This window comes from Streptomyces sp. NPDC006385 (assembly GCF_040612485.1).
Taxonomy (GTDB): domain Bacteria; phylum Actinomycetota; class Actinomycetes; order Streptomycetales; family Streptomycetaceae; genus Streptomyces.
Window position 1 is genome coordinate 44,077 of sequence record NZ_JBEXQG010000030.1, and the last position, 20,516, is coordinate 64,592.

16 protein-coding genes are annotated in these 20,516 nt (G+C 70.8%); 13 read left to right on the forward strand and 3 right to left on the reverse strand.

The window, feature by feature from the left end:
- The first annotated feature begins 97 nt into the window (after window positions 1-97).
- Together ABZ078_RS22915 and lpdA are read left to right on the forward strand one after the other, a co-directional pair.
- Complete coding sequence (locus ABZ078_RS22915) at window positions 98-937, forward strand: hypothetical protein (protein ID WP_356577856.1); 840 nt, start codon at window positions 98-100, stop codon at window positions 935-937.
- Window positions 938-1,115: 178 nt separating this feature from the next.
- Window positions 1,116-2,528, forward strand: coding sequence for a dihydrolipoyl dehydrogenase (lpdA, locus tag ABZ078_RS22920; RefSeq protein ID WP_356577858.1), 1,413 nt, complete (start codon window positions 1,116-1,118; stop codon window positions 2,526-2,528).
- A 3-nt stretch (window positions 2,529-2,531) separates the two neighbouring features.
- On the opposite strand, the gene ABZ078_RS22925 is transcribed toward lpdA, so the two are convergent.
- On the reverse strand, window positions 2,532-3,233 hold the full coding sequence (locus ABZ078_RS22925) for a CPBP family intramembrane glutamic endopeptidase (protein ID WP_356577860.1): 702 nt from the start codon (window positions 3,231-3,233) through the stop codon (window positions 2,532-2,534).
- 331 nt (window positions 3,234-3,564) lie between these two features.
- Between ABZ078_RS22925 and ABZ078_RS22930 the strand changes: the two genes are divergently transcribed.
- The gene (locus tag ABZ078_RS22930; RefSeq protein ID WP_356577862.1) at window positions 3,565-5,628 is read left to right on the forward strand and encodes a discoidin domain-containing protein; all 2,064 of its coding nucleotides are present in this window, start codon (window positions 3,565-3,567) and stop codon (window positions 5,626-5,628) included.
- A 19-nt stretch (window positions 5,629-5,647) separates the two neighbouring features.
- The gene (locus ABZ078_RS22935; RefSeq protein WP_356577864.1) at window positions 5,648-6,244 is read left to right on the forward strand and encodes a TetR/AcrR family transcriptional regulator; all 597 of its coding nucleotides are present in this window, start codon (window positions 5,648-5,650) and stop codon (window positions 6,242-6,244) included.
- Between the two features lie 9 nt (window positions 6,245-6,253).
- Here ABZ078_RS22935 and ABZ078_RS22940 read toward each other — a convergent pair whose 3' ends face one another.
- Window positions 6,254-7,351 (reverse strand): acyltransferase family protein, encoded by a 1,098-nt coding sequence (locus ABZ078_RS22940; protein WP_356577866.1) that lies wholly within the window; start codon window positions 7,349-7,351, stop codon window positions 6,254-6,256.
- A 301-nt stretch (window positions 7,352-7,652) separates the two neighbouring features.
- Here ABZ078_RS22940 and ABZ078_RS22945 point away from each other — a divergent pair, with 301 nt between their 5' ends.
- From ABZ078_RS22945 to ABZ078_RS22960, 4 genes are all read left to right on the forward strand, one after another.
- The gene (locus ABZ078_RS22945) at window positions 7,653-8,234 is read left to right on the forward strand and encodes a hypothetical protein (protein ID WP_356577868.1); all 582 of its coding nucleotides are present in this window, start codon (window positions 7,653-7,655) and stop codon (window positions 8,232-8,234) included.
- A 206-nt stretch (window positions 8,235-8,440) separates the two neighbouring features.
- Window positions 8,441-9,088 carry a class F sortase gene (locus tag ABZ078_RS22950; RefSeq protein WP_356577870.1) on the forward strand — a complete coding sequence of 216 codons (648 nt, stop codon included), beginning with the start codon at window positions 8,441-8,443 and terminating at the stop codon, window positions 9,086-9,088.
- 81 nt (window positions 9,089-9,169) lie between these two features.
- Entirely contained in the window at window positions 9,170-11,068 is a 1,899-nt protein-coding gene (gene htpG / locus ABZ078_RS22955; RefSeq protein ID WP_356577872.1) for a molecular chaperone HtpG, read from the forward strand.
- 102 nt (window positions 11,069-11,170) lie between these two features.
- A complete protein-coding gene (locus tag ABZ078_RS22960) occupies window positions 11,171-11,581 on the forward strand; it encodes a VOC family protein (RefSeq protein WP_356577874.1) in 411 nt (136 codons plus the stop codon).
- 80 nt (window positions 11,582-11,661) lie between these two features.
- Here the strand turns inward: ABZ078_RS22960 and ABZ078_RS22965 are convergent, their stop codons facing one another.
- A complete protein-coding gene (locus ABZ078_RS22965; protein ID WP_356577876.1) occupies window positions 11,662-13,905 on the reverse strand; it encodes a glycosyl hydrolase in 2,244 nt (747 codons plus the stop codon).
- Window positions 13,906-14,144: 239 nt separating this feature from the next.
- Between ABZ078_RS22965 and ABZ078_RS22970 the strand changes: the two genes are divergently transcribed.
- The 5 genes from ABZ078_RS22970 (at window position 14,145) to ABZ078_RS22990 (ending at window position 20,385) form a co-directional block, all read left to right on the forward strand.
- Complete coding sequence (locus tag ABZ078_RS22970) at window positions 14,145-15,689, forward strand: Y4yA family PLP-dependent enzyme (protein ID WP_356577878.1); 1,545 nt, start codon at window positions 14,145-14,147, stop codon at window positions 15,687-15,689.
- Complete coding sequence (locus ABZ078_RS22975) at window positions 15,686-17,005, forward strand: pyridoxal-phosphate dependent enzyme (RefSeq protein ID WP_356577880.1); 1,320 nt, start codon at window positions 15,686-15,688, stop codon at window positions 17,003-17,005. The genes ABZ078_RS22970 and ABZ078_RS22975 overlap by 4 nt, the downstream gene beginning before the upstream one ends.
- 4 nt (window positions 17,006-17,009) lie before the next feature.
- A complete protein-coding gene (locus tag ABZ078_RS22980) occupies window positions 17,010-18,227 on the forward strand; it encodes an aminotransferase class V-fold PLP-dependent enzyme (protein ID WP_356577882.1) in 1,218 nt (405 codons plus the stop codon).
- 93 nt (window positions 18,228-18,320) lie between these two features.
- Window positions 18,321-19,085: a class I SAM-dependent methyltransferase gene (locus ABZ078_RS22985; RefSeq protein WP_356577943.1), complete on the forward strand. Its 765-nt coding sequence runs from the start codon at window positions 18,321-18,323 to the stop codon at window positions 19,083-19,085.
- Between the two features lie 172 nt (window positions 19,086-19,257).
- A complete protein-coding gene (locus ABZ078_RS22990) occupies window positions 19,258-20,385 on the forward strand; it encodes a GNAT family N-acetyltransferase (RefSeq protein WP_356577884.1) in 1,128 nt (375 codons plus the stop codon).
- The last annotated feature ends 131 nt before the right edge of the window (window positions 20,386-20,516 follow it).

Sequence of the window (20,516 nt, forward strand, 5' to 3'; positions counted from 1 at the left end):
GCCTCGTTAGCGTTCTGGCCGTTCGATCTTTTGTGTGAACGTGACCAGGCCGCGGCCGAGCTGGGCCGATGGCGCAGTCAACCCAGGAAGACCACAGATGGACTACTGCTCGTCGTGCCGTCGGCACCTCAACGGTGCCCTTGTGTGCCCCGGCTGCGGCGCCTACGCCCCGGACATCGCTCCCTCCGCCGACACATGGCACGACGGATACTTCCGGGACGAGCCGGCGGCGCCGGTCGGCATGGACGAGCCCCGGGCCGGTGTCCCGTCCGGCGTCGACGAGCCCACGCCCGGCGATGTCGATGGCGCGCCCGTGGTCCAGGAGGGGCGGGCGGCGCGGCGTCGCCAGCGGGCCCGCTGGAAGAAGAACCAGCGGCGGGCCGTGGTCGCGACCGCCGTCGCCCTGGTCGGCGGCGGCCTGACCGTCTCGGCGCTGAACCGGGGTTCCGTCGACAAGGCCCAGGCGGCCACCGCGCCGGAGCTTCCGAACATGAAGGCCGCGGAGCAGCAGGAGCCGGAGCTCACCCGTCCGGCGGCCACTCCGCCGGACACCCGCACCGCCCCGCGCACCCCGCAGACCCCTTCGAAGCCGTCCCCGACCAACGCCGCGCGGGAGTCCATCACCACGCCGCACACCACGCGGCAGGTCACCCGACCGGACGTCGCCACCGCCCCCCGCACGCCGGCCCCCTCGGTCCCGCGGACGGAATCGGTCTCCCAGTCCTCCGGCGGAGCGAACTCCGGCGACAGCGCCGACACGTCCGGCACCTCCGGCACGTCCGGCACCTCCGGCACGACGCCCGAGCAGGAGCAGACGCCGGCCCCGACGGCGACCGACGGCACGGACAGCCAGACCCCTCCGTCGCAGTCGAGCCCCGCCCCGGAGGAGAACTCGCCCGCGCAGCTGTGCGTGCTCAACGTCCTCTGCGTCGGCTGACCAGGACGGCGAAAACCCACCTGATCCCCGCACCACACGCCACCTGAGTGCACCGTCACACTCCCGCCTCGCCGCGCAAGCGCGTCGATGCGGTCATGCTGGAAGAAGCCGGACGCGATCTCCTCGCCAAGGCCGACACCAGCAGAGCAGGACGTCGTACTCAGGAAGGAAACCCTCCATGGTCGAGCAGGACGAGCGCTTCGATGTCGTGGTCCTCGGCGCGGGTCCCGGCGGCTACGTCGCCGCCATCCGCGCCGCCCAGCTGGGCAAGCGCGTGGCGGTCGTGGAGGAGAAGTACTGGGGCGGTGTCTGCCTGAACGTGGGCTGCATCCCCAGCAAGGCGCTGCTGCGCAACGCCGAACTGGCGCACATCTTCACGCGTGAGGCGAAGACCTTCGGCATCAAGGTGGACGGGCAGGTCTCCTTCGACTACGGCGAGGCGTTCCGCCGCAGCCGCAAGGTGGCCGACGGCCGGGTCAAGGGCGTCCACTACCTGATGAAGAAGAACAAGATCACCGAGTTCGACGGGCGCGGCACCTTCCTCGACCCGCACACCCTCCAGGTGGCCGGCTACGACGGCGACACCCGCACCATCGGCTTCGACCACTGCGTCATCGCCACCGGCGCCACGCCGAAGCTGCTCCCCGGCACGCGGCGCAGCGCGCGCGTGGTGACGTTCGAGGAGCAGATCCTGGCCGAGGAACTGCCGCGCTCGATCATCATCGCGGGCGCCGGCGCGATCGGCGTCGAGTTCGCCTATGTGCTCCACAACTACGGTGTGAAGGTCACGATCGTCGAGTTCCTGGACCGGATGGCCCCGCTGGAGGACCCCGAGGTCTCCGCCGAACTCGCCAAGCAGTACCGCCGGTTGGGCATCGACGTGCTGACCTCCACCCGCGTCGACGCCGTCGACGAGTCCGGCGAGCAGGTGCGCGTCACGGTCACCGGCAAGGACGGCGCCCAGCAGGTCCTGGAGGCCGACAAGGTGCTCCAGGCGATCGGCTTCGCGCCGAACGTCAGCGGATACGGCCTGGAGAGCACCGGCGTGACCGTCACCGAGCGCGGCGCGATCGACGTCGACGGCCGGTGCCGTACCTCCGTCCCGCACATCTTCGCCATCGGCGACGTCACGGCGAAGCTGATGCTCGCGCACGCCGCCGAGGCGATGGGTGTCGTCGCCGCCGAGACCATCGCGGACGCGGAGACCATGGAGCTGGACTACGCGATGATCCCGCGCGCCACCTACTGCCAGCCGCAGATCGCCAGCTTCGGCTACACCGAGGACCAGGCCCGCGAGCGGGGCTACGACGTGCGGGTGGCGAAGTTCCCGTTCACCGCCAACGGCAAGTCGCACGGCCTGGGCGACGCCACCGGCTTCGTGAAGCTGATCAGCGACGCCAAGTACGGCGAACTGATCGGCGGTCACCTCATCGGCCCGGACGTCACCGAGCTGCTGCCCGAGCTGACCCTGGCCCAGCAGTGGGACCTGACCGTCCACGAGGTCGCCCGCAACGTCCACGCCCACCCGACCCTCGGCGAGGCGGTCAAGGAAGCCGTCCACGGCCTCGCCGGACACATGATCAACTTCTGACGTTCAGCCGTCGAGCCACCAGCGGGCCGCCGCCCAGGCGAACACGTAACCGAGGCTGTTGACCGCCCAGTGCAGGGCCATGGGCGTCAGCAGACTGCCGGAGCGGCGGCGCAGCTCGCACAGGACGACCCCGGCGACCGCCGTGGCGACGATCGCCACGGCGACGGTCGGTGCCACGCCCGCCGGGTCGTCCCCGAAGAGGGAGGCGACGGCGGCGTTGGACCGGTTGAGGCCACGGGACGGCAGCACATGCCACAGCCCGAACAGCAGCGACGACACGGCGGTGGCCCGTGCCGTGCCGTGCCGGCGCCGGATCATGGCCCACAGCACACCGCGGAAGGCGGTCTCCTCCAGCAGCACGGTCCCGAACGGCACCCGCACCAGCGTCACCCACAGCAGCCGGCCCACCGACAGGTCCGCCGCCCTGGCGTCGCGGAACGCCTCGCGGCCGGCCGGAACGGCGAGCAGGAGCAGCAGGACGAGAAGGACGACCGCGGCCAGGACGGGAGCCCACCGCAGTCCCCGGCGCAGCCCCGCCGCGTCGAGCCCCAGATCGGCCCGGGTGAGCCCGTCCCAGCGGGCGACGAGCAGCAGCGCGGCCGTCGCGGTCACGCAGATCACCACGTACAGGGCGGGGCCCCGCGCGAGCCAGTTGTTCAGCAGGTTCGCGGCGGCGAGAACGGCGACAGCACAGACGATCCGCATCCGGCTTCCAGGATGCCCCGAGCAGGGCTCGTACGCCGTGGACGACGAAGGGCACCAGGCACCCGGACCCCGAGCCACGCACCCGGACCCAGAGCCACCGCACCCGGACCCCGAGCCACCGCACCCGCACCGAGACCCACGGCGTCAAAGATCACTGGGGGCGTCGAAGTTCCGGCTCACGCACGCCGCGTGAGCCGACGCGTCGTCATCAGGTCATCCGTCCCGGACTCTTGACTCATAAGGCGGTAGTCGCGATCCTCGTCGCACATATTGCGGGGTCATGACAATCAGCCGTCGACCGCGCGACTCCGCCGACCGAGGGACGTGGGCAGTGACCAGGACCGGACGCCCGTACCGCAGGCGCAAGAACGTCACCGTGGTGTCGCTCCTCCTGCTCGTGCTGGCCGTCGCACTGGGACCGACGCCCAGTTCGGCGGCCGGAAGCGACTGGTGGGAGCCGAGCGCACGGCCCGCCCCGGACTCGCAGATCAACGTCACCGGGGAGCCCTTCACCGGCACCAATGCCAAGGGCGAGGTGCGCGGCTTCGTCGACGCGCACGACCACATCTTCTCCAACGAGGCCTTCGGCGGCCGCCTGATCTGCGGAAAGCCGTTCTCCGAGCGGGGCGTCGCCGACGCGCTCAAGGACTGCCCCGAGCACTACCCTGACGGCTCCCTCGCGATCTTCGACTTCATCACCCACGGGGGTGACGGCAGGCACGACCCGGTCGGCTGGCCCACCTTCAAGGACTGGCCCGCGCACGACTCGCTTACCCACCAGCAGAACTACTACGCCTGGGTGGAGCGGGCGTGGCGCGGCGGCCAGCGCGTGCTGGTCAACGACCTCGTCACCAACGGCGTGATCTGCTCCGTGTACTTCTTCAAGGACCGCAGCTGCGACGAGATGACGTCCATCCGCCTCCAGGCCAAGCTGACGTACGACATGCAGACCTACGTCGACAAGATGTACGGCGGCACCGGAAAGGGCTGGTTCCGGATCGTCACCGACAGCGCGCAGGCCCGCGACGTTATCGAGCAGGGCAAGCTGGCGGTCGTCCTCGGCGTGGAGACCTCCGAGCCGTTCGGCTGCAAGCAGATCCTCGACATCGCGCAGTGCGGCAAGGAGGACATCGACAAGGGCCTGGACGAGCTGTACGCCCTGGGCGTGCGCAGCATGTTCCTGTGCCACAAGTTCGACAACGCCCTGTGCGGGGTCCGCTTCGACGAGGGCGCCCTCGGCACGGCCATCAACGTCGGCCAGTTCCTGTCGACCGGCACCTTCTGGCGGACGGAGAAGTGCACCGGCCCCCAGCACGACAACCCCATCGGCGGCGCCGCGGCACCCGAAGCCGAGAAGAAGCTCCCGGCGGGCGTGGAGGTCCCCTCGTACGACGCGGACGCCCAGTGCAACGTCCGAGGGCTCACCGAACTCGGCGAGTACGCCGTACGCGGCATGATGAAGCGCAAGATGATGCTCGAGATCGACCACATGAGCGTCAAGGCCACCGGCCGCGTGCTCGACATCTTCGAGGCCGCGTCGTACCCCGGCGTGCTCTCCTCCCACAGCTGGATGGACCTGGACTGGACCGAACGGGTCTACGGCCTCGGCGGCTTCATCGCCCAGTACATGCACGGCTCCGAGGGCTTCGTCGCGGAGGCCGAGCGCACGGAGGCCCTGCGCGACAAGTACGGCGTCGGCTACGGCTACGGCACCGACATGAACGGCGTCGGCGGCTGGCCGGCGCCGCGCGGGGCGGACGCGCCGAACAAGGTCACCTACCCCTTCAAGAGCGTCGACGGCGGCTCCGTCATCGACCGGCAGACCACCGGCGAGCGCACCTGGGACCTGAACACCGACGGAGCCGCCCACTACGGCCTCGTCCCGGACTGGATCGAGGACATCCGACGCGTCGGCGGCCAGGACGTGGTCGACGACCTCTTCCGGGGCGCCGAGTCCTACCTCGACACCTGGGCGGCCTCCGAGACCCACGAGGCCGGGGCGAACCTCGCGAGCGGCGCGGCCACGTCGGCCAGCTCCTCCGAGTGGAGCCTGTTCACGAGCCACCAGCCGTCCCGGGCTGTCGACGGCGACAGCCGTACCCGCTGGGCGAGTGACTGGAGCGATGACCAGTGGTTCAAGGCCGACCTCGGATCCACGCACCTGGTCAAGCGGGTCACCCTCGACTGGGAGCGCGCCTACGGCAAGGCGTACCGCGTCGAACTGTCCACCGACGGCACGAACTGGCAGACCGCCTGGTCCACGACCTCCGGCGACGGCGGCCTGGACACGGCCAGGTTCACCGGCACACCGGCCCGGTACGTACGCGTCCACGGGCTGGACCGCGGCACCGACTGGGGCTACTCCCTGCGCGAGGTCGGCGTCCACAGCGGCTGACACCCACGAGAGGGGCTCCATGGCACGGTTGCCGTCCGCCGAGCGGCGGCGACAGCTCACCGAGGCGGCGATCAGAGCGATGAGCCGGGACGGCGTCCCCAGGACGACGACCCGGTCCATCGCCGCCGAGGCGGGCGTCTCGCTCAGCGTCTTCCACTACTGCTTCGACTCCAAGCAGGAACTCGTCGAGTCCGTCATCACGACCATCACCGAGCACTACGTCACCGTCGTCAAGGAGGCCATACGCCCCAGAGCCACCCTGGAGGAAACGGTCCGGGCCGGCTTCCAGGCGTACTGGGACCACGTCCGCACCCACCCGGACGAGCACATGCTCACCTACGAGCTGACCCAGTACGCCCTGCGCCGACCCGGATTCGAACACCTGGCGCGACGGCAGTACGAGCTGTACACCGAGACCTACGCCGACCTCATCGACCAGCTACGACGGACCATGGGCATCCGGCTCCAGGTGCCCGTCCCCGTACTGGCCCGCTATCTGGCCGCGATGACCGACGGGCTGACCCTCAACTACCTGGTGCTCGGGGACGAGGCCGCCTGCAACGCCATCCTCGACACGGTCACCGCGCACATCGCCGGACTCGTGCGCCGGCCCTGACACGGCACGTCACCCACGTGCCGCCGCCCGGTCACCGGCCTCCTCCGCCGCGTCCGGCCGGAACAGCCGGCGCATGTCCGGCTCCACCACGAAGCGCAGGGCGCGGCGGACGGGCGGGGTGCACAGCACGGTCACCACCACGGCGGCGACGACGGTGACGACGATCGCGCCGATCGGCTCGCGAACCCAGGCGGGGTCGTACCAGCCCCCGTACTTGGCGCCCTGCGCGACGAAGCCGTGCAGCAGATAGCCGTACAGCGTGCCCGTGCCCAGCACGGTGCACCACAGCCGCCGCCCGGGCACCCAGGAGAGGAAGCACGCCACCAGCAGCAGCGAGCAGGCGAACAGGACCGGCGTCATCACGACCCCGTACCACGCGGGGGCGCCCAGCTCCTCGGCGCTGTCACGGTGGTAGAACCAGCTGCCCGTCATCCGGGGTACCGCCCAGTACGCCACCACCAACGCGCCCGCGAACACGGGCACGGCCGCGATCCGCACCGCGCGGCGCCGGACCAGCCGGAAGTGCTCGGGCCTCAGGGACAGCCCCAGCACGAAGTACGGCAGGAACTGCAGGGCACGCTGGAGGTCGAGGTCGTTGCCGATGGACGGGGAGAGGGTGGCCAGCATCGCCACGACGAGCGCGAGCGGCAGCGGCGCGCGCACCCGCTGCCACAGCGGGGTGGTCAGCCGCCACAGGAACAGCGCCGCCAGGAACCACGTCAGATACAGCGGGTCCAGCAGGCTGATCGGGCGGTCCGGCTCCTGGTCGGTCCACCGGGTGAACAGGGTGTACGCCGTCTCGAAGACGACGTAGGGGACGACGAGTCCGGTCACCAGACGCTTCAGACGCGCGGGGCGGCCGTCGAAGCCGCGGGAGAAGTAGCCGGAGACGATGACGAAGGCCGGCATGTGGAAGGCGTACACGAGCATGTACAGCGCGTCGACGCTCCGGCTGCCGTCCCGTAGCGGCTCCCACGCGTGCCCCACGGCCACCAGCACGATCGCCGCGTACTTGGCGTTGTCGAAGAACGCGTCCCGCTGCTTCGAAGGCCCTGGTGGCGCCGCCGTGGCGGGGACCGGAGCGGTCCCTACGGCCTCGCTCACCACACGGCCCCCCGAGCACCACGCGGGAAGCCCGCGCGACCGTGTGCGGGTCTGACGGACGGGACGGCGGTGAGGATGCGCTGGGACATCCCACGCGTCTGACCACTTCCGGCGGACGTAAACCTCTTCAGGCGGGCGTCCACACCGCAGGTGTCGGCCATTCGGCCGTCGGGGTGTGGGAGTAACCCGTGTGAACGCTCCGAATGGTGCGTCCGGCAGTCATGGCTGACGGTGGATCACGTCAAGGCCTGGCCCCAGTGGTGATGAAGCGTCAGCCCCCAGGCCGTGACGGAAGGACTCACCTATGCGCTCGGTTCGCATGCTGCTCGCCACCGCGACGGCCACGGCCGCCTTGGCGATCGCCCCCACCGCCTACGCCGTCACGGCGGGCGACTGGGACACGGAAGACTCGTCTTCCCACAGCAAGGAGCACGACTCGGACTCCGGCAAGGAGCACGGGAAGGACTCCGGCAAGGAACACGACAAGGACTACAGCAAGGAGCACGGCAAGGAAAGCAAGCACGACGGTCCGCGTGGCGGGATGCACACGGGTGGCGGAGCGCTGGCCGCCGTGAACAACGAGGACTCGTGGGGCGGCGACCACGGCAAGGAGTCGTGGGGCGGCGACCACGAGAAGGACCCCTGGAAGGACGACCACGGCAAGGACGACTCGTGGAAGGGCGACCACGAGAAGGACTCCTTCGGTGGTGACCACGACAAGGAGTCCTGGGGCGGCGGCCACGACGGACCGCGCGGCGGCATGCACACCGGAGGCGGCGGCCTCGACTCGCCGGGTGTGACCGCGGGTGGCCTGGCCGCGCTCGCGGCCGCCGGCACCGGCATGTACGCGCTGCGCCGCAAGAAGGCGGCCGGAAACATGGGCTGACCCGTGCCCGACGACGTAGCCGCTGTGGCCGCCGCACGTGCGCCGCGCGTCGCGGCGGCCGCGCCCTTCCTCCCCTGTGTTGTCTTCGCTGCCGTGCCCGAGTGAGGTGGTGCCCGATGGCCGCCGGCCGACCCCCGTCCCCCGAAGCCGACCCGGCCCCCCGCGAAGCCGGTTCCACGCGCTCACGGCGCATAAGGCGCACGGCGGTGACGATGTTCTGGAGCGCGGTGGCCGCCGTGGTCATGGTCGTGACCCTGCCCGGCGGCCAGGGCGAGGCACCGGAAGCCCGCCGCGCACCGCACGCTCCGCCGGGGGTCACCTCGTCCGCGCCGCCGGAGGTCCGGTCGTCTCCGTCGGCGGCCGAGCCGTCCTCGCCCGCCGCGGAGCCCACAGGAAAGCATCTGCCCAGGTCACGGCCGCTCCGCCTGATCATCCCCAAGATCTCGGTCAACGCGCCCTTCGTCGACCTCGCCATCGGCCGTTCAGGACAGCTCGAGGCCCCGCCGGCCCACGACACCAACCTCGTCGGCTGGTACGCCGAAGGAGCGTCCCCCGGTGAGGCGGGCACCTCGATCATCGCCGGGCACGTCGACACGGCGACGTCCGCCGCGGTGTTCGTGAACCTGAGCGAGCTGGAGAAGGGGGACCGCTTCCACGTGCTGAGGGCGGACGGGCGCCGAGCGTCCTTCGTGGTCGACAAGGTGGAGACGTTCGACAAGGACGATTTCCCCAGCGAACGCGTCTACGGCGACACCCCCGAGGCCCAGGTCCGGCTCATCACCTGCGCGGGGGACTACGACCGTCAGGTCCGGGACTACACCGCGAACCTGGTCGTCTTCGCCCACCTCGCCTGAACCGACCGACCGCGCTGACCTCGTGTTCTACAGTGACTGCGACCAGTTCCGGTGACTGAACCTGTGAGGTAGTCGCGAACCATGCCGACCGAGACGTTTGAGTTCCAGGTAGAGGCCCGTCAGCTGCTCCAGCTGATGATTCACTCGGTCTACTCGAACAAGGATGTCTTCCTACGCGAGCTCGTCTCCAACGCGTCCGACGCGCTCGACAAGCTGCGCCTCGAAAAGCTGCGGGACGACACGCTCGACGCCGACGTGTCGGACCTGCACATCGAGATCGACATCGACAAGGACGCCCGCACCCTCACCGTGCGGGACAACGGCATCGGGATGTCGTACGACGAGGTCGGGCAGCTCATCGGCACCATCGCCAACTCGGGCACCGCCACCTTCCTGAAGGAGCTGCGGGAGGCCCAGGACGCGGCCGGGGCCGAGGGCCTCATCGGCCAGTTCGGCGTCGGCTTCTACTCCGGCTTCATGGTGGCGGACGAGGTGACGCTGGTGACCCGGCGGGCCGGCGAGGGCCAGGGGACCCGCTGGAGCTCGCGCGGTGAGGCCACGTACACCCTGGAGACCGTCGACGACGCGCCCCAGGGCACCTCCGTCACGCTCCACCTCAAGCCCGCCGACCCCGAGAACCAGCTCCACGACTACACCTCGCCCTGGAAGATCAGGGAGATCGTCAAGCGGTACTCGGACTTCATCACCTGGCCCGTCCGGATGGTCCCGGAGCCGGGCGACGGCGACACGGCACCCGAGGCCGAGACGCTGAACTCCATGAAGGCCCTGTGGGCGCGCTCGCGCGACGAGGTGTCCGACGACGAGTACCACGAGCTGTACAAGCACATCAGCCACGACTGGCGCGAGCCGCTGGAGACGATCCGGCTCCAGGCGGAGGGCACGTTCGAGTACCAGTCCCTGCTGTTCATCCCGTCCCACGCCCCGCACGACCTGTTCACGCGGGACTTCAAGCGCGGCGTCCAGCTCTATGTGAAGCGCGTCTTCATCATGGACGACTGCGAGGCGCTGCTGCCGCCCTACCTGCGCTTCGTCAAGGGCGTCGTCGACGCCGCCGACCTCTCGCTCAACGTCTCCCGCGAGATCCTCCAGCAGGACCGGCACATCCGGATGATGCGGCGCCGGCTGACGAAGAAGGTCCTGTCCACGGTCAAGGAGATCATGACCAAGGACGCCGACCGCTACGCCACGTTCTGGCGGGAGTTCGGCACCGCCTTGAAGGAGGGCCTGGTCACCGACTCCGAGAACCGCGACGCCATCCTCGCCGTCGCGTCGTTCGCGACCACGCACGCCGAGGACGAGCCGACCACGCTGGCGCAGTACGTGGAGCGGATGAAGGACGACCAGGACGACATCTACTACATCACCGGCGAGTCCCGGCAGAGCATCGAGAACTCCCCGCACATGGAGGTGTTCCGGGACAAGGGCATCGAGGTCCTGCTGCTCACCGACCCCGTCGACGAGGTGTGGGTCGACACCGTCGGCGAGTACGAGGGCAAGAAGCTGCGCTCCGTCGCCAAGGGGGAGATCGACCTCGACGCCAAGGGCGACGAGAAGACCGACGGGGAGCGGGAGAAGCAGGCCGAGGAGTACGCCGGTCTGCTCGGCTGGATGCGGGAGCGACTGGACGAGGACATCAAGGAGGTGCGCCTGTCGGCGCGGCTCACCGTCTCCCCGGCCTGCGTCGTCTCGGACGCCCACGACCTGACCCCGGCCCTGGAGAACATGTACCGGGCGATGGGCCAGGAGGTGCCGCGCACCAAGCGGATCCTCGAGCTCAACCCCGACCACCTGCTGGTGAAGGGCCTGAACCAGGCGTACAAGGAGCGCGAGGACCGCTCCGGGCTCGCCGAGTCCGCCGAGCTGCTGCACACGCTGGCGGTGCTCGCCGAGGGCGGCCAGCCGAAGGACCCCGCGCGTTTCGTGAAGCTGGTGGCCGACCGCCTGGAGCGCACCCTGTAGGGGGCGCCGGGTAGCCCGAGTGGGCGCGTGCGCGGGCCGTTGTCAGTGGCCCGCGCTAGCTTCTGCGGAGTCGGTTTCTGTGGCCCTACTCCGGGAGGATTCATGGCCTCGCGCCTCAACCCCTACATCACCTTCGCCGGCGACGCCCGGCAGGCTATGGAGTTCTACAAGGAAGTCTTCGGCGGCACGCTGGTGCTCAACACCTACGCGGAGTTCGGCCAGAAGGACACGCCCATGGCCGACAAGATCATGCACAGCATGCTCGAGGCCCCCAACGGCTTCACCCTGATGGGCGCCGACACCCCGTCGGACGACCACAGGCCGGGCAACAACATCTCCGTGAGCCTGAGCGGCGACGACGACGCCGAACTGCGCGGCTACTGGGAGAAGCTGTCCGCCGGCGCCTCGGTGACGGTGCCGCTGGACAAGCAGATGTGGGGCGACGTCTTCGGCATGTGCACGGACCGCTTCGGCATCACCTGGATGGTCAACATCGCGGGGCAGGGGAGCTGAGGGGGAGAGGGGGACGCTGAGCCTGGTGCGGCGGTCGACGTTCTGACCGCCGCACCCGTGGGCTCCGCCGCGCTGCGTTGTCAGGGAGTGGTCAGTTCGTAGAAGCCCCTGCCGAACGTCGCGGCCACCAGGCGGTGGTGCCCCGCGTCGTACTCGATGTCGTCGACCGGCACCTGCGGCATGCCGCGGCCGAGCCGCAGCCAGCGGCCGCCGCCCGTGACGCTGGTGAAGACGCCCTGGTCGGTGCCGATGTAGAGGATGCCGCCGCGGGCCACGACCAGGTCGTTCACGGGCGCCGCCGGGAGGTTGCCCGACAGGTTCCGCCAGTTCCGGCCGCCGTCCGTGCTGCCGTACACATGGGGCAGCGGGGAGCCCGAACGGTAGCCGGAGTGCGTGGTCCAGACGCGGTCGGGGTTCTTCGGGTCGACGACCACCCGGGTCACCCACGGCAGCCCCTCGGCCAGCTTCGTCCAGGTCGCCCCGAGGTCCCTGGTGACCCAGACCCGGCCGTCGTCCGTGCCCACGTAGACGGTGCGTCCGTCGGCCGCCGGGGCGATGGAGGTGATGGTGCCGTAGTTGGTGTAGACCGGGTCGGGGCCCGGGCCGCCGCTCAGGTCGGGGCTGATGGGCTGCCAGGTCGCGCCACCGTCCGTGGAGCGGTTGAGCACCTCGGAGCCGTAGTAGAGGATCTTCGGGTCACGCGGGTCGAAGACCACCGGGGTGAACCAGTTGCGGCGCTTGTACGTCGTGCGGTCCGCGAAGTACGTGAGTGTGTCGCCGCCGTCGGTGGAGCTGAAGCAGTTGCCGTACTGGTAGCAGGCGAACACGTTGTTCACGTCGGTCGGGTTGATGAGGTTCTCCTCGCCGTCGCCGCCGAGGTACTCGTTGAACCCCTCCCCGCCCCAGGAGCGCAGCGAGCCGTTGTCCTGGGTGCCCCCCGAGATCCTGGTGACGTCCTGCGGGCTGATCGCCGCGCTGTAGAGCTGGGTGTACGGCTGGTGGCGGGACTTGACCCAGCCGCCGTCGCCGTTCGCGTCGGAGCGGTAGACGCCGCCGTCGTTGCCGAGGTAGACCCGGCCCGGGCGACGCGGGTCCCAGACCATGGCGTGCTGGTCGACGTGCATGCTGGTGTCGTCGGCCGTCCAGGTGTCGCCGCCGTCCTTCGTGGTCATCAGGGGGACCCCGGCCACATGCACGTGCTCGGTGTTCCGGGGATCGATCCACACCTTGCCGAACCACCAGCCGAAGCTGGACTGCGAGTTGGTGAGGAGGTCGTTGGCAGGGGTGCGGGTCCAGGTCTCGCCGCTGTCGGCCGAGGCGTAGAAGCCCTCGAAGGGACCGGCGGCCTTGTTGACGATCGCATAGAGCCTCTCGCCCTCGACCGCGAGGCCGATGCGCCCCACGTCCGGGCCCGCCGCGGGCAGGCCGCCGCCCAGCCGCTGCCAGGTCGCGCCGTCGTCCGTGCTGCGGAAGACGCCGGAGCCGGTACCGCCGTACGTCCGCAGTTCGGGCGTTCGGCGGTGGTCCCACAGCACGGCGTAGAGGCGGTCGCCGTCGACGACGATCTCCGTGGCGCCGGTGAACTCGTTGGCGCCGGCGAGGATCCGCTCCCATGTGGCGCCGCCGTCCTCCGATCGGTAGACGCCCCGGTCGCCACCGCCGTTGTACAGCGAGCCGGCCGCCGCGACATAGACGCGGCGCGGGTCGGCCGGGTCGACGGTGATGGCGCTGATCGCACCGGAGTCGCGCAGGCCGAGCGGCTTCCAGGTCCGGCCGCCGTCCCGGCTCCGATACAGCCCCGTCCCCTCGTAGGTGATGCTCCCACCACCCGGGTTGGGCTCACCGGTGCCCACGTACAGGGTGCCGTCCGGCGCGGTGGCCACCGCGCCCATGGCCTGGGTCCAGCTGTCGGGCCACACCGAGTGGAACGTCGCCCCCGCGTCGGTGCTGCGCCACAGCCCGCCGCTCGCGGCTGCGGCGTACAGGGTGTCGGCGCGCTTCGGATCGAGCGCGAGGGACACGATCCGCCCGCCGATGTTGGTGGGCCCGATGTTCTTCCAGCGCCCGCCGACGGTGGGCAGCGCGCGGGCCTGGGCCGCGGCGAGGTCATGGGCGTGGCGCGGCAGCGATTCGCCCGGCACGGTCTTCTGGAGGTAGCGGTACTCGGCGGGGGCGGCCGGGCCACGGACCGGCCGGTAGACGTCGGACGGGCCGGGCGGCGCGGACGGCCCCGGCGGCGGGGTCGGCGCGGCGGCCGCGGGTGCCGTGAGCAGTGCCGCTCCGGTGACCGCGGCGAGAACCAGTGACAGCAGACCTCTGCCCATGCAGCCTCTTCCATCGTCATGGTCACTTCAATGCCGCAATGACGGTACGAGACACAGGTGTTGAGCAAAAGGGTTGGTGACGCGGCCCGTGGGTTCCGGCCATCACTTGACGTACCACCCACTGCGGCAGGTACGGGGCGTAAACCACTCGAACGAAGGGAAGGGAGCTATACGGCGAACCGCGGGGAGTGATCGGCAGTGCCCGGGAGGTCGGGCCCGAGTGCTGGGGAGGGCCAGGCATGGGCGGGCAACCCCTGTATCTCGAACCGCGGCTGGAGTCGCGTGTGCGCTCGTTGCTGAGCTCCCCGGAGCTGCCGCACACGCTCTGCGACGCCCTCGGGTCTCCGCTGAACGTCCTCGTCCCGGACCAACTCGCCGACAACCTCCAGCAGTTCCGCTCCGTCTACGGCAAGCACCATCTGTCCGGCCAGGTGTTCCTCGCCCACAAGGCCAACCGTTCCAGCGCCCTGCTGCGGCGGCTCGCCGCCACGGACGCCGGTGTGGACGTCGCCTCACTGGAGGAACTGCAACACGCTCTCGGCGCCGGCCTCACCCCCGACCGGATCACCGCCACCGGACCGAAGAACCCGGAGTTCCTGTGGCTCGCGGCCCGTACGTCGGTCACCGTCAGCCTCGACACGCGAGGCGAACTGGAGCAACTCGCCACCCTCGTCCGCAAGTACGCGCTGCCCAGGACCCGCGTCCTGCTGCGCCTGTCGGGGTTCGAGACGTCCGGCGTGCGGGTGCTGAGCCGACGCAGCCGATTCGGCACCGGCGCGGGGGAGTCGGCCCCGCTGCTGGAGGCGGTCGAGCGGCACACCGACGTGGTCGACCTGGTCGGGGTCGCCTACCACCTGGACACGACGAGCCTCACCGAGAAGGCGACGGCGCTGGAAGGCTGCCTGCGGGTGCTGGAGGAGTGCCGGAGCCGGGGGCTCAGGCCCCGGGCCGTGGACGTCGGCGGCGGATTCGGCGTCAACTACCTTGCCGACGGCGGACAGTGGGAGCGGTACACGACCGAACTCACCGAAGCCGCGCTGGGCACCCGCCCGCCCCTGACGTACGGCGGCCACGGCTACGGGCTGCGCAACGAAGCCGGCACCCTGCGCGGCGCGCTGGGCCTGTACCCCGCCCACCGCCCGGTCGCCGGAGCCCGCTACCTCGACGAACTCCTGTCGCACCCGGCCGCGTCCCTGGGTGGCCGTCCACTGGCGGCCCTGCTCCTCGAGCACCTCTACGACCTGCACACCGAACCCGGCCGAGCGCTGCTGGACCAGTGCGGAGTGACCCTGGCCAAGGTGCTGGAGGTGCGCGACCAGGAGGCGGGCGCCCCGCTCCACGTACGGCTCGCGGCCAAGGCCGACGACGTGGCGCTGGAGGAGCACGGGGTGCTCATGGACCCCGTCGTCATTCCCCGGGACGCGGCAGGAGCGACTACCGGCGCGACCGCGACCGCGACCGCGACCCTGGGCGAGGGCGCAGGCACCGGGGCAGGGATCGGGACCGGGACCGAGTCCGGACCGGTCGCCGTGCATCTCTTCGGCACCCTGTGCCTGGAGTCCGACCTGATCACCCGCCGCACGGTCTTCCTGCCCCGCCGCCCCGAACCGGGCGACCTGCTGGCGTTCGCCAACACGGCCGGTTACTGCATGGACTTCCACGCCACCCGCGCCCAGCACCAGCCCGTCGCGCGCAAGGTCGCCGCCTGGCAGGAGGGCGACACCTGGCGCTGGTGCCTGGACGACCAGTACTGGCCGACCACACCCGTGGGGGGAGCGCATTGAGGTACGACAGCATCACCGAGGCCATCGGCAACACACCGCTGGTGCGCATCGATCCGGCCGTGCACGGCCTCAGGAACATCGACCTGTACGCCAAACTGGAGCTGCTCAACCCCTTCGGATCGGTCAAGGACCGCGCCGCCTGGAACATGGCCCGCCCGCACCTGGCCGCCGCGGCCGAGGAGGGCGGTCAGGTCGTCGAGCTGTCGAGCGGCAACACCGCCAAGGCGCTGGCCGTCCTCGCCGGCATGCACGGCCTGACCTTCAAGAGCGTCACCAACCGGATGCGCATCCCGGAGATCAAGGACTTGCTGCTGTTGCTCGGCGCGGAGATCGAGGAACTCCCCGGCCAGAGCGAGTGCCTGGACCCGACCGCCACCGACGACCCGCTCACCCTGTTCCACCGCACCCTCTCCGAGCCCGACAGCACCTATCTGCACACCGACCAGTACTTCAACCCGCGCAACACCGACGCCCACTTCACCGGCACCGGGCCCGAGATCGTCAAGGACCTGGACGGGCGGGCACCGGACTGGTTCATCGCCTGCGTGGGTACCGCCGGCTCCTCCACGGGCGTCGCCCGCGCCCTGCGCGAACACGACCCGGCCGTACGGGTCGCCGGCCTGGTCGCGGCCAAGTCGGACTTCATCCCCGGCATCCGCACCATCGACGAGGCGCACGAGGTGGGCCTGTTCGACCCCGGCACCTACGACACGATCGAGCCGGTGAGCGCCGACGAGGCGATCGAGGGCATGCTGACCCTCAACCGCCGCTGCGGCATCCTGGCCGGACCCACCGGAGGAGCCGCCTACTTCGGAGCCGTACGGCAACTGCGCCTGGCGGACGAGGAACTGGCCGAGCGGCGGTCAGCGGTCTTCATCGTCTGCGACCGCGTCGAGAGCTACCTCAGCTACGTGCGTCAGCGGCGCCCCGACCTCTTCGGGCGCCCGCGCCGCACGAACTCCCCGGCCGACCTGTCGGACGCCGACATCCGTACCGCACCGGCCGTCGGCGTCGCGGAGGCGCAGGCGTGGATCGCCACCGGAGAACCGCTCGTCGTCGACCTGCGCAGTCCCTACGCCTACGCCGCCCTGCACATCGACGGCTCGGTCAACATCGTCGACGAGATCTTCGAGGAGCTGCTGCACGGCGGGCTGCCGTTCAGTCGTAACCGCCCGGTCCTGCTGGCCTGCCCGGTCGGCGAGAAGTCCGCCCGCTACGCCGCCCTGCTCACCAGCATGGGCCACCCGGACGTCCGCAGCCTGACCGGCGGCATCATCGCCTGGCGCGATGCCGGCGCACCCCTGGTACGGGACTGATCCCATGACCACACCCCGAACGGACACCCAAGGAAGCGCCGTCATCGAGGAGCTGGCGAAGTGGCAGCGCGCCCGGCGAGCCCAGTTCCCGATCATCACCGCCCACCCGGAACTGGCCTACCTGGACAGTGCCGCCACCGCCCAGAAGCCGCAGGCCGTACTCGACGCCGTCCACGCCTACCTCACCACGACCAACGCCAACGCCGGGCGCGGCACCTACCCCTGGGCCAACCGGACCACGGCCCTGGTCGAGCAGGCCCGCGACCGGGTGAAGCGTTTCCTCGACGACCCCGTCCCGGAGCGCTCGGCCGTGCACTTCACGAGCGGCACCACCGAGGGCCTGCGCACCGTCGCCCGCGACTGGCTCCCCCAATTCCTGGCCGACGGCGACGAGATCGTCGTCCCGGTCGCCGACCACGAGGCCAACATCGCACCCTGGCTGGAGGCCGGACGGCAACTGGCAGGGCAGGGCGTCCACATCCGCGTCCGGCCGATGCCGTACCAGCGGGCGTCCGGCGACTACGACCACACCGCGCTGGCCGAACCGGCCGGTGGGCGCCCTCGGTTCGTCGCCGCCACCCATGTCCACCACGTGTACGGCGGCGACATGAACATCCACCGCATCCGCCGCGCGGTCGGACCGGACGCGGTGATCTGCCTGGACGCCGCCCAGAGCATCGGCCATCTGCCGGTGTCCGTGGCCGACCTGGACGTGGACTTCGTCGTCTTCTCCGGACACAAGGCCATGGCCCTGCCCGGCACGGGAGCGGTCTGGGCTCGCCAGGCGCGCGGGCCGGGCTTCACACCGGGAGGCTGGGCGGGCACCCCGAACACCGTGGGCATCGCCTCCCTCGCCGCCGCCCTCGACTGGCTGGACGCCGCCGGCACCGACCGGATCGAGCGGTGGACCGTCGCCCTGGCGGCCCGGCTCACCGAAGGACTGCGCCATCTCGACGCCTACGAGATCCTCGGCTGCCAGAGCAGCCTGGCCGCCGACTCGTCGGTACAGCGGCGCCAGGGCATCGTCACCTTCCGGCACCACGCCGTCGACTCCCCGGACCTGGGCTTCATCCTCTTCAGCCACGGCTTCATGGTCCGCTCCGACCAGCACTGCCAGGGCAGCGCGGGGGAGCGGACCGGATCGGTGCGGGTGAGCCTGCACGTCCACAACACCGTCGAGGAGGTCGACCGGCTGCTGGAGGTGCTCGCCACGCTCGGGTGACGTACCCCCATCCGGCGGAATGGGAACCGTTTTCACCTGTAGAGTCGGCGCCGACGGTGCGGACAGGTGCGGAACGGCGAGGTGCACGGCGGGATGGGGCTGAGCCTGGCGACGGCGGAGCGATGGGTGGAGCGCTGGGAACGCCAGCAGCAGCGGTACGCCGTGGACCGCGAGGAGCGGTTCACGGTGATCGCCGATGTCGTCGAGCGGGCCGTGGCGAGGTGCCCGGCCGGGCCGCTGGTCGTGGACCTCGGCTGCGGTCCCGGGTCGCTGGCGGCGCGGCTGGCCCGCCGGTTGCCGCACGCGGACATCGTGGGCGTGGACATGGACCCGCTGCTGCTGGAGCTGGCCCGCACCCACCACGCGTACGCCGCACGCTACGTCGACGCGGTGATCGGCGACGAGGGCTGGACGCAGGCGCTGCACCTCGACCGCCCGCTGGACGCGGCCGTGTCGACGACGGCACTGCACTACCTGGGCCCGGACACCCTGCTCCGCACCTACCGGCAGCTGGCGGCCCTGCTGCGGCCCGGCGGCATCCTCGTCAACGGCGACCACTTCCCGCACGACGACACCGTGCTCACGGAACTCGCCGGGTGCGTCGGCCGCCGTCACGCCGAACGTGGGCAGGTCCTGGCGCACGAGGACTGGGCGTCCTGGTGGACGGCCGTCGCGGCCGATCCCGAGCTGGCCGACCTCCTCGCCGAACGCAGGCGCCGGCAGCCGGACACCGGGGGCGACGGCGCGGCGTCCCTGTCCGTGTCCGCGCACGAACGGCTGCTGCGTCAGGCGGGTTTCAGGCATACCGGTGTCGTCTGGCAGTACGGCGACAGCCACGTCGTCGTCGCGGTCCGCTGACCGGCTCGCCCCCCCCCGCGTCACCAAGCACAGCTAAAGGATTCATCGGGCACCTTGACAGCGTGCGTGCTGTTTCGCGACGTTTGACCACGCCACAAAGTTCGACATGGGGGAAACGGTGGCGAGGCGCTGAAAAGCGCCTTTTCGGGGGACTTTGGGGGGAGCGGTCGCCATGCGATCCACACGCGCCATCACGATTCACAGACCCGAGGAGCTGAGCGAGTCGCTGCGCCGGGCGTGGCACCGGGCGATGGACGAGTCGCCCGACTACGCCAACCCTTTCCTGGCACCGGAGTTCACGCTCGGGGTCGGCAGGTATCGCACCGGGGCGCGGGTCGCGGTCCTGCACGACGACGGCGAGGCCGTCGGCTTCTTCCCGTACGAGCGCACCGTGTACGGCGTCGGCCGGGCCATCGGTCTGGGCCTGTCCGACTGCCAGGCGCTGGTGCACCGGCCGGGAGTCACCTGGGAGCCCACGGAACTGCTGCGGGCCTGCGGGCTGTCCGTCTTCGAGTTCGATCACCTCGTCGAGCGGCAGAAGCCGTTCGGCCCGTACGTCACGGGGACGTTCGCCTCTCCCGTCCTCGACCTGAAGCCCGCCGAGGGCGACTACGCGGCGTGGCTGCGTGCCACGTACCCGGGGCTGGCCAGGACGACGCTGAAGAAGGAGCGCCGCCTGGGCCGTGACGCGGGCGAGATGCGGTTCGTCCACGACGAGCGGGATCCGGCCGTGCTGCGCACGCTCATGCGCTGGAAGTCCGCGCAGTACCGCAGGACGGGGCGGATGGACCGGTTCTCCAAGCCGTGGATCGTGAACCTCGTGGACCATCTCTTCCAGGTCCGCGAGGACCACTTCACCGGCGTCCTGTCCGTCGTGTACGCCGGTGACCGGCCGGTCGCCGCGCACTTCGGGCCGAGGTCGCGGACCGTGTCCGCGGCCTGGTTCACCGCCTACGACCCCGGGTTCGGCTACTACTCGCCCGGCCTGCTGATGCATCTGCGCATGGCCTGGGCCGCGGGCCGCGACGGAGTGACGCTCATGGACATGGGGCGCGGCGACAAGGAGTACAAGGACTGGCTCAAGACCCGCGAGCTGCGGGTGGCCGAAGGGTTCGCGGTCCGGCCGCACCCGGTGGCGGCGGTGCACCGGCTGTGGCGCAGACCGGTGCGCGGCCTGAGAAACACGGTCCTGGCCCACCCCCGGCTGCGCGAGCCCGCCGACCGGCTGCTGAAGACCGTCGGCTCGCTGCGCGCCTCCCTCCCGGCCCGCCCGGCGGGCGAGGGAGCCCGCGCCCGCTGAGCGAGGCCCGCTCGCGTCACTCGTCACGCGTCGGCGCCGGGTCCCTGCCCCTACGCGGCCGCCGGCCTCCCGGGGCCGCCGGCCTCCCGCACAGCGGCTTCCCGCCGACGCGCACGCGCACCGCCCGCCCC